The following is a 12,887-nucleotide window of genomic DNA, read 5'->3' as shown; positions in this document are numbered from 1 at the left end:
AGGTATCGGGAAAGGCGGAGTCAGCAAATGAGAAATGAGAATCGGAAAGATCAGATCCGTATCGAAGAACTGGAAGTATATGCGCATCACGGCGTATATCCGGAAGAAAATGAAAAAGGACAGCATTTTTATGTGAATGCCACGTTGTATACGAATACCCGTCCGGCAGGACTGGCGGATGACTTAAGTCTCTCCACCAATTACGGAGAGGTCTGTCAGTTTATCACGGAGTTCATGCAACAGCATACTTTTCAATTGATCGAAACGGTGGCGGAGCGGACTGCTTACGAAGTATTACAGCAGTTTCCACTGGTACAGGGACTGGATCTGGAGATCCGCAAGCCTGAGGCTCCGATTCCGTTACCCTTTGGCAGTGTATCTGTGGCAATTCACAGGGAATGGCATGAAGCCTATATTGCCGTGGGTTCCAATATGGGGGACAGCAGAGAACATATCGCGCGGGCACTGGGCCAGCTTAAGAATAGTAAAGATATCAGAGTAGAAAAGGTATCGGAGCTTTTGGAGACATTGCCATATGGCGGTGTGGAACAGAATAACTTCGTAAACGGAATGTTTGAGATCCGGACGCTGCTTGCACCGGAAGAACTATTACAGGAGCTGCACCGTATTGAGCAGATGGAAGGAAGAGAACGCAAGATCCACTGGGGCCCCCGGACACTGGATCTGGATATTATTTTCTATGATGACTTGATCTACAGCTCCGAGGATTTGGTGATCCCGCATGTAGATATGGAGAACCGTTATTTTGTACTGAAGCCCTTAAGTGAGCTGACACCGAATTTCCGTCATCCCATTACTCACAAGACCGTAGCACAGATGCTGGCGGAGCTTCCCGTGGATCTCACGGAAGGAAGCGAAGCGTAAAGCGGGCACAGAGACCAATGAACAAACCGGTCACCAGACCGCTGAGAAGCAAAAACGGCAGATAGACAAGCACGGCGGGAACGGAAGTCAGCAGAAACGCCACTCCAATCTGCCCCAGATTGTGAAAAACAGCACCTGTCATGCTTGCGAGGAACAGGTAATTCCCATGCAACAGCAGCTTCACAAGCAACATGGAAAACAGGCAGAGTATACCGCCGGACAGGCTGTACAGGAGACTCATGGCCTGCCCGAAGAACATGGTCGCTAAAAGGATCCGCACCAGAAGCACGAAAAAGGCGTCTTTTGCGGAATATTTCCATAGAACAACAAGCGTTATTATATTGGAAAGCCCCAGCTTGATGCCCGGGATCGGGACAATGGGGGGCAGAGCACTTTCCACGGCATACAGCGCCAGTGCAATGGCCGCCAGCAGAGAAAGCGTCGTCAGTTTTCGGGTAGTTACAGGTGGTTTCATTAAAATCTCCGTGTTTTCGTAATTCGTAAGATCTGCGGTGTTTTAGGGCCGTGGGCTTTAATACCGTGGAGGTTTGGCATCAGGTGGTTAGCACCGGATGATTTCGAGTTGTGGATTAGGGCATCGTGTGGTTAGAATCATGCAGGCAAAAACGATATCCCGTCAGTAGGTCACGCCGTCCGGAACCGGTGCAGTGTCATCCGGAACGGAAACCTCTTCTCTGACCCGGATCACCAGCCGATTGGGCAGACAGGTGATGGGGAGCAGGGAGGTGCTGATAAATCCCTGATGCACGCAGATCTGATCCGGACAGGACGCAGAGACGATGGCAATGCTGCCCGGACGGACACAGACGGTATTCGTGGCACCGGCATTCCCGGAGACCTCAAAGGTATATTCGGCGGTCACCGTATCCAGACGGATGGTCTGCAATAATTCGCCGTTCTGATAGAGATCGGCATAGAGAGCCTGACCGTTTTCTACGGAACTGTGCGAGACTACATAGATCCGCACTACGCAAAGGACAGCTATTACAAGCAGAGCGGTGGTAAGGAGAACTGCTTTTTTTCGATCATTCATGGAAAGATTCATAGGAATAAGGAACTCCTTTCTGATGAGAACAGTATAGCAAAAGGAATGAAAAAAATGAAGAAGTATTTGAAAACGCCCCGGGTGTTGCGACGGGCGACGTTGCTGGCAATGCTCCCGGTGTTTTTTCTGGCGGGATGCGGGCAGAAAACGGAATGCGAAAAAAGCATAGATACCGCCATGGGAACCGTGATCTCCCAGACCGTTTATGTTACCGGAAATTCCGTAACCACAACAAATAGTAAAATAAATGAGAAAATAACAGATGTTCTTTTACAAAAACTAAACGATCTGGAACAAAAAGAACTTTCCTGGAGACTGGAAAGTGCGGAAGTGGCGCGGATCAATGCAGCCGCTGGAGAAGGGCAGACCTCCGTATCTCCTGTGATGGCTGAGTGGCTGGGAAGATGCCGGCAGATCTCAGAGGAGAGTGCCGGGGCCTTTGATGTCAGTATCGGCCGGCTCAGCCGTCTGTGGGACATTGATACCTGGGCGGCTGCCGGAGATTCCGGGGATTATGAACTGCCGAGGCAGGAAGAGATCGCGGAGGCTCTTGCCACCACAGGCTGGCAGAAAATTCAGTTGGAACAACAGGCGGACGGGGATTCGGTGAGCATTCCCGCAGAAATGCAGTTGGATCTGGGAGCTATGGGAAAAGGTGTGGCGCTGGATGAGATCCTTAAGATACTGGAAGCGCATCCGGAGGTAAGTGGTGCCGTGATTTCCGTGGGCGGCAGCATCCTGACTTACGGAAGCAAGCCGGAGGGCGGAGCCTGGCAGATCGCAGTGACAGATCCGCTGGATCCTTCGGAAAGTGTGGGCGTGCTGACACTGGACGGAGGGCACTGTGTATCCACATCGGGAGATTATGAACGCTATGTGGAAGTGGATGGTGTCAGATATCATCACATACTGGATCCACGGACCGGATCACCGGCCCACAGTGATGTGGCGGGGGTCACCATCGTGACGAAGGACGGATTCTTAAGTGATGCCCTGTCTACGGCCTGCTTTGTACTGGGACAGGAGGAAGGCCAGAAACTTCTGGAAAAGTATGATGCGGAAGGGTTGTTCATCAACCATGAGGGAACGATCACCATGACAGAGGGCATGCGGCAATATTTTCATTTGTCGAATTCGCAGAAATAGTGTATAGTAAATATGGTTAACCGTAGATAACAGTCAGTGCAGAAAACCTCTGTTGAGAGAGGGATCACAGAGTAAATAATGGAGAAATAAAATGGAAGAGAAGAACAGTTATCTTTCCGCAGATCCGGAAACCATCCGGCAGATCGATGAGAAGATGCCGCCGGAGGAGGAGTTACAGGATCTGGCAGAATTTTTTAAAGTATTTGGAGATGCTACAAGACTGAAGATCTTGTCGGTGCTGCTGTGCTCCGAAATGTGTGTGTATGACATAGCCACTCTGCTTGGTATGTCACAGTCTGCCATTTCCCATCAGTTACGTGTATTGAAGCAGATGGATCTGGTGAAGAACCGCAGAGACGGCAAGACGATCTTTTATGCACTGGCGGATGACCATATCATCACGATTCTGAATCAGGGCCTGAACCATATCGAGGAAGGTTAAAATCAATTTGCAACGGGAACGAAAAAATAAGAGCCGCAGGCGGAATGTCTGCGGCTCTTGCTATGTTATTATTCTGTAACTATTCAGAGCAGTATCGCAAAATCGCATCTTCGATGCTTTCTTTTTGCTCATACAAGCTGCTTCGCCAAAGAAATATTAGCGGATGCTCTTACAAATGCAAGCATTCGACGAACATCCGCTAATATTTCATGGCCCTGAATCGTTACATTATTTTTTCAAAGCATCCAGCGCGGCCTGTCTGGCTGCGTCAAATACGCTGTAGCTCTGACTGCCTAATGGAGAGTGATACCAGGAAGAGTCATCTCCGAACATCTGGAAATAGACATACTGGGATGTCATATTGATGGCGGTATAATTGCCTTCGGCAATGACCCAGGAGTCGCTTCCGTCATCCCGCATGCATTTCAGGCAGGCTTCTTCGCCGTTCACCTGATAGTACACATAACCGTAACCCACATTGAAGCAGTCGATCCGTTCGTTGGTCAGGACTTCGATCTCATTCCGGGACAGGGAGTAACGACACAGGCGGTAATCATTTTCCACATCCATATAGTAGACATAATCTCCCTGTACGATGGGATACCACAGATTGCCGTCCCATACGGTGGAAACTCCGTCCGTTGCGGTATTCATGGCATAGAGATAGTGGTTGTCCTGTGTACCGTTGTAATAAATGGTGCCGTTTACGGCGCTGGCGGGATTGATCTCGAAGTTGGAAAGTTCCGTCTTGTCAGACTTGTCGATCTTCATACGGTAAAATAAAGGCCCGTTATCATCCACGGTCATAATATAGAGGTTGCTTCCCACCAGCTGGGCGGTGGAAATGGGATCTCTGGTAAGTCCTGTGACGTCGCTGCCGTTTAGCTTACAGCGGTTGAAGGAACGCACAGTTCGCAGCGCACCGATCCCGGCATCCCCGGAAGCTCCAGTCTGATAATAGTAGAGGAATTTACCGCCAGCCAGGATATTTTGTACGGAGGCATTCCCCAGTTTTTTGATGTCCTGTTCGGAAGGGTCCATGGAGTACAGGGTGTCGCTGTCATAGACATTGGCAAAATACACTTTTCCATCATACTCGCAGAAGTAGCCGGAATTGTTCAGATTTCCGGCGGTGTTCCCCACGGTCTCCGGGGGATTGTCAGGGATCCGGTCTCCCACGATGGCAAATGCACCGATGATGATCACGAACAGAAGAAAAGGAATCAGAATCAATAAGGCTTTTTTATCTTTCATAAGCAATCCTTCTTTATGTAAAATGAAATGTAAAGTTTTTGTAATATCTAATATTATACCTTGGTTCTTGCTTGCTAACAAGGGAAAAGTGAGATAAAATGTAACTATTCAGAGCCAAAGGGCGAAGTAACCACTATGAGCAAATAACATGCAAGCATGTTATTCAGAAAAGCCTCGCAGAGGCGGTTTTGCGAATGTGGTTCTGAATAGTTACATTTGGAGTCAGCGGATTCCGAATGTTTGAGAATTGCGGGAGCTGCTTTGCAGCGGAGCAATTCGTGGATATCAGTTAAGTTAAGGAGAACAGCATGGATTTATCACAGTTAAGACAACAGATCGACACCATTGACCGGCAGATCGTGGATCTCTATGAGGAGCGCATGGATGTCAGCAGACAGGTGGCGGAATATAAAATAGAGACGGGGAAAAAGGTATTCGACAAGCAGCGTGAACAGGAGAAGATCGCCGGTGTCAAGGCACTGACCCACAACGATTTCAACAGCCACGGCGTGGAAGAACTGTTTGAACAGATCATGTCCATGAGCCGGAAGCTTCAGTACCAGCTGTTAGCCGCCCACGGAAGTGAGGGAAGGCTTCCTTTTATCGGCGTGGAAGAACTGGAAACCGACTGTGCCAGAGTGGTCTATCAGGGTGCGGAAGGTTCCTATTCCCAGGCAGCCATGCGGAAATTTTTTGGCGAGAATGTCAATGCATTCCATGTGGAAACTTTCCGGGATGCCATGAGTGCTATTGATGAAGGCAGTGCGGATTTCGCAGTACTTCCCATTGAGAATTCCACCGCCGGAATCGTGAATGAGATCTATGATCTGCTGGTAGAATTCGAGAATTATATCGTAGGAGAGCAGGTCATTCCCATCGAGCATTGTCTGCTGGCACTGCCCGGGACGAAGATGGAAGAGATCAAAAGAGTCTATTCCCATCCCCAGTCCCTGATGCAGAGCGCCAGATACCTCTCCGAGCATGACTGGCAGCAGATCAGCATGCAGAACAACGCTTTCGCAGCTTTAAAAGTAGCGAAGGAAAAGGATAAAACCCAGGCAGCCATCGCCAGCGAATACGCGGGAGAGACCTACGGACTGGAAATTCTGGAAAAAGGGATCAATGATTCCGACAGCAATTCCACCCGTTTCATCATTGTGACGAACCAGAAGATCTTCCGCAAAAATGCCAACAAGATCAGTCTGTGTCTGGAGATCCCCCACCAGAGCGGATCCCTGTATCACATTCTGTCCCATTTTATCTACAACAATCTGAACATGACCAAGATCGAGAGCCGACCCATTCCCGACCGGAACTGGGAGTATCGTTTCTTCATTGATTTTGAGGGGAATCTTGCGGACAGCGCAGTGAAAAACGCACTGCGGGGACTCAGAGAAGAAGCTCGCAGCATGAAGATACTGGGCAATTATTAAGCATAACAACTATTCAGAAACCCATTCGCAAAACCGCCTCTGCGAGGCTTACTTAAATAACATGCCTGCATGTTATTTGCTCATGTGGTTACTTCGCCCATTGGCTCTGAACAGTTAAAACATAAGACAAGAAGGTTAGACATATGAGAGAAAAAGAACTGATCGTATATCGTGATTTTGAGGATGGAGAACTGCTGTATGACATGGCATTTCTCATGTCCCATTACGATGATGAATATTACAATACGGAGGATATGGCAGCACTGTTTTACGAGTGTATCCATGATCTGATCGACCTGGCAGGCAATTACGGTTTCCACGGGAATCTGTGGCACTGTTACCTGGCAAATCTCCTGGTGAACAACGAGAACAGTTATAGCTGCGGCTGTGAGATCCGCGGAGAGATTGCCGGCTCCATCAACGATGCGGCGCTGCATGATATCCGCATTTTCAAGGAATTCTATGATTTTGATTTTGCTCCCATGATGGAGATACTTAAGGTACCGGAATTTTCCTTAATAGAAAATTATGCCAGCAGCATGCAGGAGAGCAAGGTCTATAATAAACGGATCTGCGCCCGGATCTGTGAACTGGCGGAGAAATTCTGCGCAGACGGAACGGCTGAGGAGATGAAGGCTACACTGACCCAGTTCTATAAAGAATACGGCGTCGGTAAATTCGGTCTGCACAAGTCTTTCCGCATCACCCATGATGAGGAAGGCGTACATATCGTTCCGATTTTAAATATTGCCCATGTGAAGCTGGATGATCTGGTAGGTTACGAGCTTCCCAAGAAAAAACTGGTAGACAATACCGAGGCTTTTGTAAACGGGAAAAAGGCCAACAACTGCCTGCTGTTCGGTGATGCGGGCACCGGTAAATCTTCCAGCATCAAAGCCATTGCCAATGAATATTATGACAGGGGCCTGCGTATTATCGAGGTCTACAAGCATCAGTTCCAAGATCTGAACACGGTCATCAGCCAGATCAAGAACCGCAATTACAAATTTATCATTTATATGGATGATCTGAGCTTCGAAGAGTTCGAGATCGAATACAAATACTTAAAGGCTGTCATCGAGGGTGGTCTGGAGAAAAAGCCGGAGAACGTCCTGATCTATGCTACTTCCAACCGTCGCCATCTCATCCGCGAGAACTACAGTGACAAGGAGGAGACCAGAGAGGATATGCACACCAGCGATACCGTACAGGAGAAGCTGTCGCTGGTATACCGTTTCGGCGTGACCATTTATTTCGGTGCTCCCAACAAAAAGGAATTCCAGAATATCGTGAAGACTCTGGCGGAGCGCTATCATGTGGAGATGCCGGAAGAGGAACTTTTACTGGAAGCCAACAAATGGGAACTGTCCCACGGCGGACTGTCCGGAAGAAGTGCCCAGCAGTTCATTGATTACCTGTTAGGAAAGTGAGGAACTTTATGAGTGTAAAAACCTTCGCAGCCATTGATGTGGGCAGCTTTGAACTCACCATGAAAATATTTGATCTCTTCGGGAAAAATACCATGCGGGAGATCGACTGTATCCGCCAGCGGATCGACCTGGGCTCGGACACCTATGCCCACGGGAAGATTAGCAATGAGAAAATAGATGACCTGTGTCATACTTTGAAAGAATTTGCACAGATCATGGAATCCTACAAGGTGACAGCTTACAAAGCCTACGGTACCAGTGCCATCCGGGAGACGGAAAATACCCTGATCCTACAGGATCAGATTGAACAGCGTACCGGCATCTGGGTGGAGACCTTAAGCAACTCCGAACAGCGTTTCCTGGATTACAAGTCCATTGCCTCCAAGGGAGAGACTTTCCGCAGAATCATTGAAGAAAAGACGGCGATCCTGGACATCGGCGGGGGTAGTATCCAGATTTCCCTGTTCGACAAGGATACACTGGTCTCCACGCAGAACCTGCGGCTGGGGGTACTGCGGCTGCAGGAACTGCTGAATCATCTGAACGCGGGCAGCACTCAGATGGAGCGTCTGGTGGACGAACTGGCTACGGCACAGCTGGATGATTACAAGAAGCTGTATCTCAAGGACCGCGAGATCAAAAATATCATCATCGTGGACGATTACCTGTCTCCCTGGGCGGTGCGCAAGGCTCACGAGCGGGGAGAAGTCAATGCCGTAGTGGATCGCAAGGCATTTTCCCAGCTGATGGAAGCCCTTCGTACCAAAGGCACCACGGAGCTGGCGAAGCGGATGGATATTGCGGAGGAGAAAGTGCCTCTGGTGTACATCAGTGCCATTCTGACCAGACGAATTGCAGAACTCATGGGCGCGGAACTGGTCTGGGCACCGGGAGTAACACTCTGCGACGGCATCGCCTATGAGTATGCGGAGCAGAACAAAATGTTCCGTGGCGAGCATGATTTTGCGGAGGATATTATCGCCTGCGCACTGAATATCAGCAAGCGCTACAATGGCAGCAGTAAGAGAGCGGATACCCTGGAACATATCACTACCACGATTTTTGACAGTATGAAAAAAGTGCATGGCATGGGGCAGAGAGAACGCCTGTATCTGCGGCTGGCCGCTATTTTGCACGACTGTGGAAAATATATCAGCCTGCTCAATGTCGGCGAGGCTTCCTATGACATCATCATGGCAACGGAAATGATCGGATTGTCCCATATGGAGCGGGAAATCGTGGCCAACGTGGTAAGGTTTAACCACAGCGATTTCGTCTATTATGGGCAGGCACAGGAGCGCCCTATGGGACTGGATAAGGCGAGCTACTTAACGGTTGCCAAACTGACTGCCATCTTACGTCTGGCCAACAGCCTTGACCGCAGCCACAAACAGAAAATGAAAGGTGTCAAGGCCGTTTTACAGGAGAATGAACTGATTCTGAAGGTGGACACCCAGGAAGATATTACGCTGGAAAAGGGATTCTTCCAGACCAGCACGGAATTTTTCAAGGAAGTATACAGCATTACCCCGGTGATCCGGCAGAAAAAGAAATTTTAAGGGAGGCAGCAGGGAAAATGGAAATCGATTTTAAAGATCCGAAATATTATACCAACCGGGAACTGAGCTGGGTACTGTTCGACTATAGAGTGTTGAACGAGGCCAGAGACAAGAGCATCCCACTGTTTGAACGGTTGAAATTTTTAAGCATTACAGCATCGAACCTGGATGAATTTTTCATGATCCGGGTGGCATCCTTAAAGGATATGGAAAATGCGGGCTATACCAAAAAGGATATTGCCGGCATGACGCCCACAGAGCAGTTAAAGGCGCTGCATGTAGCAATCCATGAACTGGTGGATCTGCAATATTCCACCTATAACCGTTCCTTACTCCCTCTTCTGGAGAAAAACGGGCTGCATATCATCAGAGAGCATGAGCAGCTGACGGCGGAGGAGGCAACGTATGTGGATCAGTATTTTCAGGAAAATGTGTATCCTGTGCTGACCCCCATGGCCGTGGACTCTTCCAGACCATTCCCTCTGATTCGCAACAAATCTCTGAACATCGGAGCTATGGTGCGGAAGAAAAACAGTGACGAGGAACTGGAATTCGCCACCGTACAGGTGCCCAGTGTCCTGAGCCGTGTGGTACGGATCCCGTCTAAGGGCAAGGCCTGCAAGATCATTCTGTTAGAAGAGATCATTGAGCGGAACATGGATAAGCTGTTCCTGAATTATGATATTGTCTGTGCCCATCCTTTCCGTATCATGCGAAATGCGGATCTGAGCATTGATGAGGATGAGGCGGCAGACCTGTTAAAGGAGATCGAAAAGCAGTTAAAGAAGCGTCAGTGGGGCGAAGCCATCCGCCTGGAAGTGGAAAGCGGCATGGATAAGCGGCTGCTGAAGATCATTAAGAAGGAATTGAACATCGAGCCCGAGAATATTTATGAAATCGACGGACCGTTGGATCTGACTGTATTGATGAAGATCTACGGGCTGGAGGGCTTTGACCATTTAAAGACTCCCAAGTATGAGCCCCAGCAGTCACCGGAGCTTCCCGCAGGCTGCAATATTTTCGAGGAGATCCGTAAGGGAGATATCCTCTTACATCATCCGTTCCAGAGCTTTACGCCGGTGGTGGATTTCATCCGTCAGGCGGCGAGAGATCCGGAAGTACTGGCTATCAAACAGACCTTGTATCGTGTCAGCGGCAATTCTCCCATTATTGCGGCATTGGCTCAGGCCGCCGAGAACGGCAAGCAGGTCACAGTACTGGTGGAACTGAAAGCCCGTTTCGATGAGGAAAATAATATCGTCTGGGCGAGAATGCTGGAAAAAGCAGGCTGTCATGTTATCTACGGACTGGTGGGATTAAAGACTCATTCCAAGATCACACTGGTGGTCCGCAGAGAAGAGGATGGCATCCGCAGATATGTCCATCTGGGTACCGGTAACTATAACGATGCTACGGCGAAGCTGTACACGGATGTGGGTATGCTGACCTGCGCGGAGCGCATCGGCGAGGATGCCACGGCAGTATTCAACATGCTGTCCGGTTATTCTGAGCCACTGTTCTGGAACAAGCTGGCATTGGCACCGTTATGGCTGAAGGATAAGTTCCTGCACCTGATCGAGCGTGAGAAAAATTATGCGCTGGAGGGAAAGAATGCTCATATCATTGCGAAGATGAACTCCCTCTGCGACAAGGATATTATCCGTGCCCTGTATGAAGCAAGTGCGGCCGGCGTGAAGATCGAACTGATCGTCAGAGGTATCTGCTGCCTGAAGGTGGGAATCCCCGGTGTCAGCGAGAATATCAGTGTCCGTTCCATCGTCGGCAATTTCCTGGAGCATAGCCGTATTTTCTATTTTGCAAATGATGATCATTATGAGATCTACTGTGGAAGTGCCGACTGGATGCCCCGTAATCTGGAGCGTCGTGTGGAGATCCTCTTCCCGGTAGATCGCCCGGAGCTGAAGGAAGAGTTATTACATATTCTGAACAGTCAGCTGAAGGATAATGTGAAGGCTTCTATTTTACAGCCGGATGGCAGCTATGAGAAGCAGGACAAGAGAGGAAAGCAGTTGTTCAATTCCCAGGATGCGTTCTGCCTGGAGGCCATTCAAAAAGCAAAGGAGGCTGCGGGAGAATCTGCCATCGAAGGCAGAACTTTTATCCCGGAGACACATCATGAATAAGAAGATTATACTGGCATCCGCCTCCCCCAGGAGGCGGGAGCTTCTGACACAGATCGGACTGGATTTCGATGTTGTGGTCAGCGAGACCGAGGAGAAGATCAACTCCACAGAGCCGGCGAAAGTGGTGGAAGAACTGTCAGCGCAGAAGGCGGAAGCGGTGTGGGAGAAGCTTGCGGTAAGTGGTGTCTTTGATCCGGAACAGAAAAGTGGAGAAACTACTATGACAGACACTCTTGTGCTGGGAGCCGATACCGTGGTCGCCTGCGACGGTAAGATTCTGGGTAAGCCTGCGGATACGGAAGCTGCGGCAGCCATGCTTACTATGCTGCAGGGCAGAGGACATGAGGTATACACAGGCGTGACGATCCTCTATGAGCAAAATGGTGAGAGGAAGACGCTGACTTTTCATGAGAAGACCATAGTGCATTTTTATCCCATGACCGATGCACAGATCCGGGAATATGTGGCTACCGGGGATCCCATGGACAAGGCGGGATCCTACGGCATTCAGGGATTCTGTGCCAGATATATCCGCGGTATCGAGGGAGATTACAATAATGTGGTAGGGCTTCCCGTGGGAAGAGTCTATCAGGAACTGCATGGATTGAGATTAGTGTAGGAGAACAGAATGAAGAAAGCAGCAATTTTTGACCTGGACGGAACCTTATCCGATTCCATTATGAGCATGAAATACAGCGGAGACAAGACCATGGCGGAATTCGGCTATGGACCTTTCTCGGTACAGGATTATAAATATTTTGTGGGAGACGGTGCCGCCAATCTGGTAAAGCGGGCACTGATCAAGGGTGGCGATACGGAACTTACCCATTTTGAAGCAGCCTATGCCAGATACAAGGAGATCTTCCAGGCGAACTGTATGTATCAGGTGAAGCCCTATGAGGGAATTCCGGAACTGCTGGAAGAGTTGAAGAAACGTGGAATGAAGATCGCCGTATTATCCAATAAGCCCCACCATGCCACCGTAGATGTCATTGAGAGTTTATTTGGTAAGGGCTATTTTGATGTAGTGCAGGGACAGGTGGACGGCGTGCCCATCAAACCCGATCCCGCCGGAGTCTTCCGGATCTTAGACCAGTTCGGTCTCACCGCAGACGAAGTGCTCTACATGGGAGACACCGCTACAGACATGAAGACCGGCAAGGCGGCAGGCGCCTTCACTGTAGGAGTCCTCTGGGGCTTCCGCAACCGCAAGGAACTGGAAGAAGGCCACGCCGATGCTATTATCGCCCACCCGTTGGAATTGTTGAAGTATTGCGAATAATTGAAAGTTAGCATAGCTACGAGCCATGCAAAAATAGAGTGGAACACCTCGATGGGCGCTTGCGCACAAGCGAGGCTGGTTCACTCTATTTTTATACGGCGACAGCCGTCTATGAAATAAGATTGACAGCGTTCTTTGCTGACAATCTTATGAATAGGCATGGCTCGTAGCGGAGGGAGCCTTAGACCAGACAAACTCCCGGAGCATGCGATACACATGTCTCGATGTAAGGTCTCCGGATGTGAA

General features: G+C 49.4%; 12 protein-coding genes. 9 read left to right on the top strand and 3 right to left on the bottom strand.

Going from position 1 to position 12,887, the window contains the following annotated elements; all coding sequences use genetic code 11:
* The first annotated feature begins 27 nt into the window (after window positions 1-27).
* A complete protein-coding gene (gene folK, locus DWZ61_RS13335; protein ID WP_118539066.1) occupies window positions 28-885 on the top strand; it encodes a 2-amino-4-hydroxy-6-hydroxymethyldihydropteridine diphosphokinase in 858 nt (285 codons plus the stop codon).
* On the opposite strand, the gene DWZ61_RS13330 is transcribed toward folK, so the two are convergent.
* Both DWZ61_RS13330 and DWZ61_RS13325 read right to left on the bottom strand, forming a co-directional pair.
* Window positions 863-1,360 (bottom strand): Gx transporter family protein, encoded by a 498-nt coding sequence (locus DWZ61_RS13330; protein WP_118539064.1) that lies wholly within the window; start codon window positions 1,358-1,360, stop codon window positions 863-865. The genes folK and DWZ61_RS13330 overlap by 23 nt on opposite strands.
* A gap of 162 nt (window positions 1,361-1,522) precedes the next feature.
* Window positions 1,523-1,951 (bottom strand): NusG domain II-containing protein, encoded by a 429-nt coding sequence (locus DWZ61_RS13325; RefSeq protein ID WP_117465833.1) that lies wholly within the window; start codon window positions 1,949-1,951, stop codon window positions 1,523-1,525.
* A gap of 54 nt (window positions 1,952-2,005) precedes the next feature.
* On the opposite strand from DWZ61_RS13325, the gene DWZ61_RS13320 reads away from it, so the two are divergent.
* Together DWZ61_RS13320 and DWZ61_RS13315 are read left to right on the top strand one after the other, a co-directional pair.
* The gene (locus DWZ61_RS13320; protein ID WP_182427085.1) at window positions 2,006-3,097 is read left to right on the top strand and encodes an FAD:protein FMN transferase; all 1,092 of its coding nucleotides are present in this window, start codon (window positions 2,006-2,008) and stop codon (window positions 3,095-3,097) included.
* 91 nt (window positions 3,098-3,188) lie between these two features.
* Window positions 3,189-3,539, top strand: a complete 351-nt coding sequence (locus DWZ61_RS13315; protein WP_022154707.1) for a metalloregulator ArsR/SmtB family transcription factor — start codon at window positions 3,189-3,191, stop codon at window positions 3,537-3,539.
* A gap of 228 nt (window positions 3,540-3,767) precedes the next feature.
* On the opposite strand, the gene DWZ61_RS13310 is transcribed toward DWZ61_RS13315, so the two are convergent.
* Window positions 3,768-4,793 carry a DUF5050 domain-containing protein gene (locus DWZ61_RS13310; RefSeq protein ID WP_118539060.1) on the bottom strand — a complete coding sequence of 342 codons (1,026 nt, stop codon included), beginning with the start codon at window positions 4,791-4,793 and terminating at the stop codon, window positions 3,768-3,770.
* Between the two features lie 308 nt (window positions 4,794-5,101).
* Between DWZ61_RS13310 and pheA the strand changes: the two genes are divergently transcribed.
* The 6 genes from pheA (at window position 5,102) to DWZ61_RS13280 (ending at window position 12,641) form a co-directional block, all read left to right on the top strand.
* On the top strand, window positions 5,102-6,226 hold the full coding sequence (gene pheA, locus DWZ61_RS13305) for a prephenate dehydratase (protein ID WP_118539058.1): 1,125 nt from the start codon (window positions 5,102-5,104) through the stop codon (window positions 6,224-6,226).
* Window positions 6,227-6,369: 143 nt separating this feature from the next.
* Window positions 6,370-7,656, top strand: a complete 1,287-nt coding sequence (locus tag DWZ61_RS13300; protein ID WP_118539056.1) for an ATP-binding protein — start codon at window positions 6,370-6,372, stop codon at window positions 7,654-7,656.
* 8 nt (window positions 7,657-7,664) lie between these two features.
* Window positions 7,665-9,215, top strand: a complete 1,551-nt coding sequence (locus DWZ61_RS13295; protein ID WP_118539054.1) for an HD domain-containing protein — start codon at window positions 7,665-7,667, stop codon at window positions 9,213-9,215.
* Between the two features lie 17 nt (window positions 9,216-9,232).
* Entirely contained in the window at window positions 9,233-11,359 is a 2,127-nt protein-coding gene (locus DWZ61_RS13290) for an RNA degradosome polyphosphate kinase (protein ID WP_118539052.1), read from the top strand.
* Window positions 11,352-11,978 carry a Maf family protein gene (locus DWZ61_RS13285; protein ID WP_118539050.1) on the top strand — a complete coding sequence of 209 codons (627 nt, stop codon included), beginning with the start codon at window positions 11,352-11,354 and terminating at the stop codon, window positions 11,976-11,978. The genes DWZ61_RS13290 and DWZ61_RS13285 overlap by 8 nt, the downstream gene beginning before the upstream one ends.
* A gap of 9 nt (window positions 11,979-11,987) precedes the next feature.
* Entirely contained in the window at window positions 11,988-12,641 is a 654-nt protein-coding gene (locus DWZ61_RS13280; RefSeq protein ID WP_118539048.1) for an HAD family hydrolase, read from the top strand.
* Window positions 12,642-12,887 lie beyond the last annotated feature (246 nt).

Source organism: Clostridium sp. AF34-10BH, from assembly GCF_003478095.1.
In the GTDB taxonomy this organism is placed as follows: Bacteria; Bacillota; Clostridia; order Lachnospirales; family Lachnospiraceae; genus Acetatifactor; species Acetatifactor acetigignens.
The sequence above is the reverse complement of the archived record's forward strand: the minus strand, read 5'-3'. Positions and strand labels throughout refer to the sequence as shown.

Bases quoted from the DNA above. Each gene is read 5' to 3' on its own strand.
- folK (WP_118539066.1), top strand. From the start codon at position 28: ATGAGAAATGAGAATCGGAAAGATCAGATCCGTATCGAAGAACTGGAA.
- DWZ61_RS13330 (WP_118539064.1), bottom strand. From the start codon at position 1,360: ATGAAACCACCTGTAACTACCCGAAAACTGACGACGCTTTCTCTGCTG.
- DWZ61_RS13315 (WP_022154707.1), top strand. From the start codon at position 3,189: ATGGAAGAGAAGAACAGTTATCTTTCCGCAGATCCGGAAACCATCCGG.
- DWZ61_RS13320 (WP_182427085.1), top strand. From the start codon at position 2,006: ATGAAGAAGTATTTGAAAACGCCCCGGGTGTTGCGACGGGCGACGTTG.
- DWZ61_RS13290 (WP_118539052.1), top strand. From the start codon at position 9,233: ATGGAAATCGATTTTAAAGATCCGAAATATTATACCAACCGGGAACTG.
- DWZ61_RS13295 (WP_118539054.1), top strand. From the start codon at position 7,665: ATGAGTGTAAAAACCTTCGCAGCCATTGATGTGGGCAGCTTTGAACTC.
- DWZ61_RS13300 (WP_118539056.1), top strand. From the start codon at position 6,370: ATGAGAGAAAAAGAACTGATCGTATATCGTGATTTTGAGGATGGAGAA.
- pheA (WP_118539058.1), top strand. From the start codon at position 5,102: ATGGATTTATCACAGTTAAGACAACAGATCGACACCATTGACCGGCAG.
- DWZ61_RS13285 (WP_118539050.1), top strand. From the start codon at position 11,352: ATGAATAAGAAGATTATACTGGCATCCGCCTCCCCCAGGAGGCGGGAG.
- DWZ61_RS13280 (WP_118539048.1), top strand. From the start codon at position 11,988: ATGAAGAAAGCAGCAATTTTTGACCTGGACGGAACCTTATCCGATTCC.
- DWZ61_RS13310 (WP_118539060.1), bottom strand. From the start codon at position 4,793: ATGAAAGATAAAAAAGCCTTATTGATTCTGATTCCTTTTCTTCTGTTC.
- DWZ61_RS13325 (WP_117465833.1), bottom strand. From the start codon at position 1,951: ATGAATCTTTCCATGAATGATCGAAAAAAAGCAGTTCTCCTTACCACC.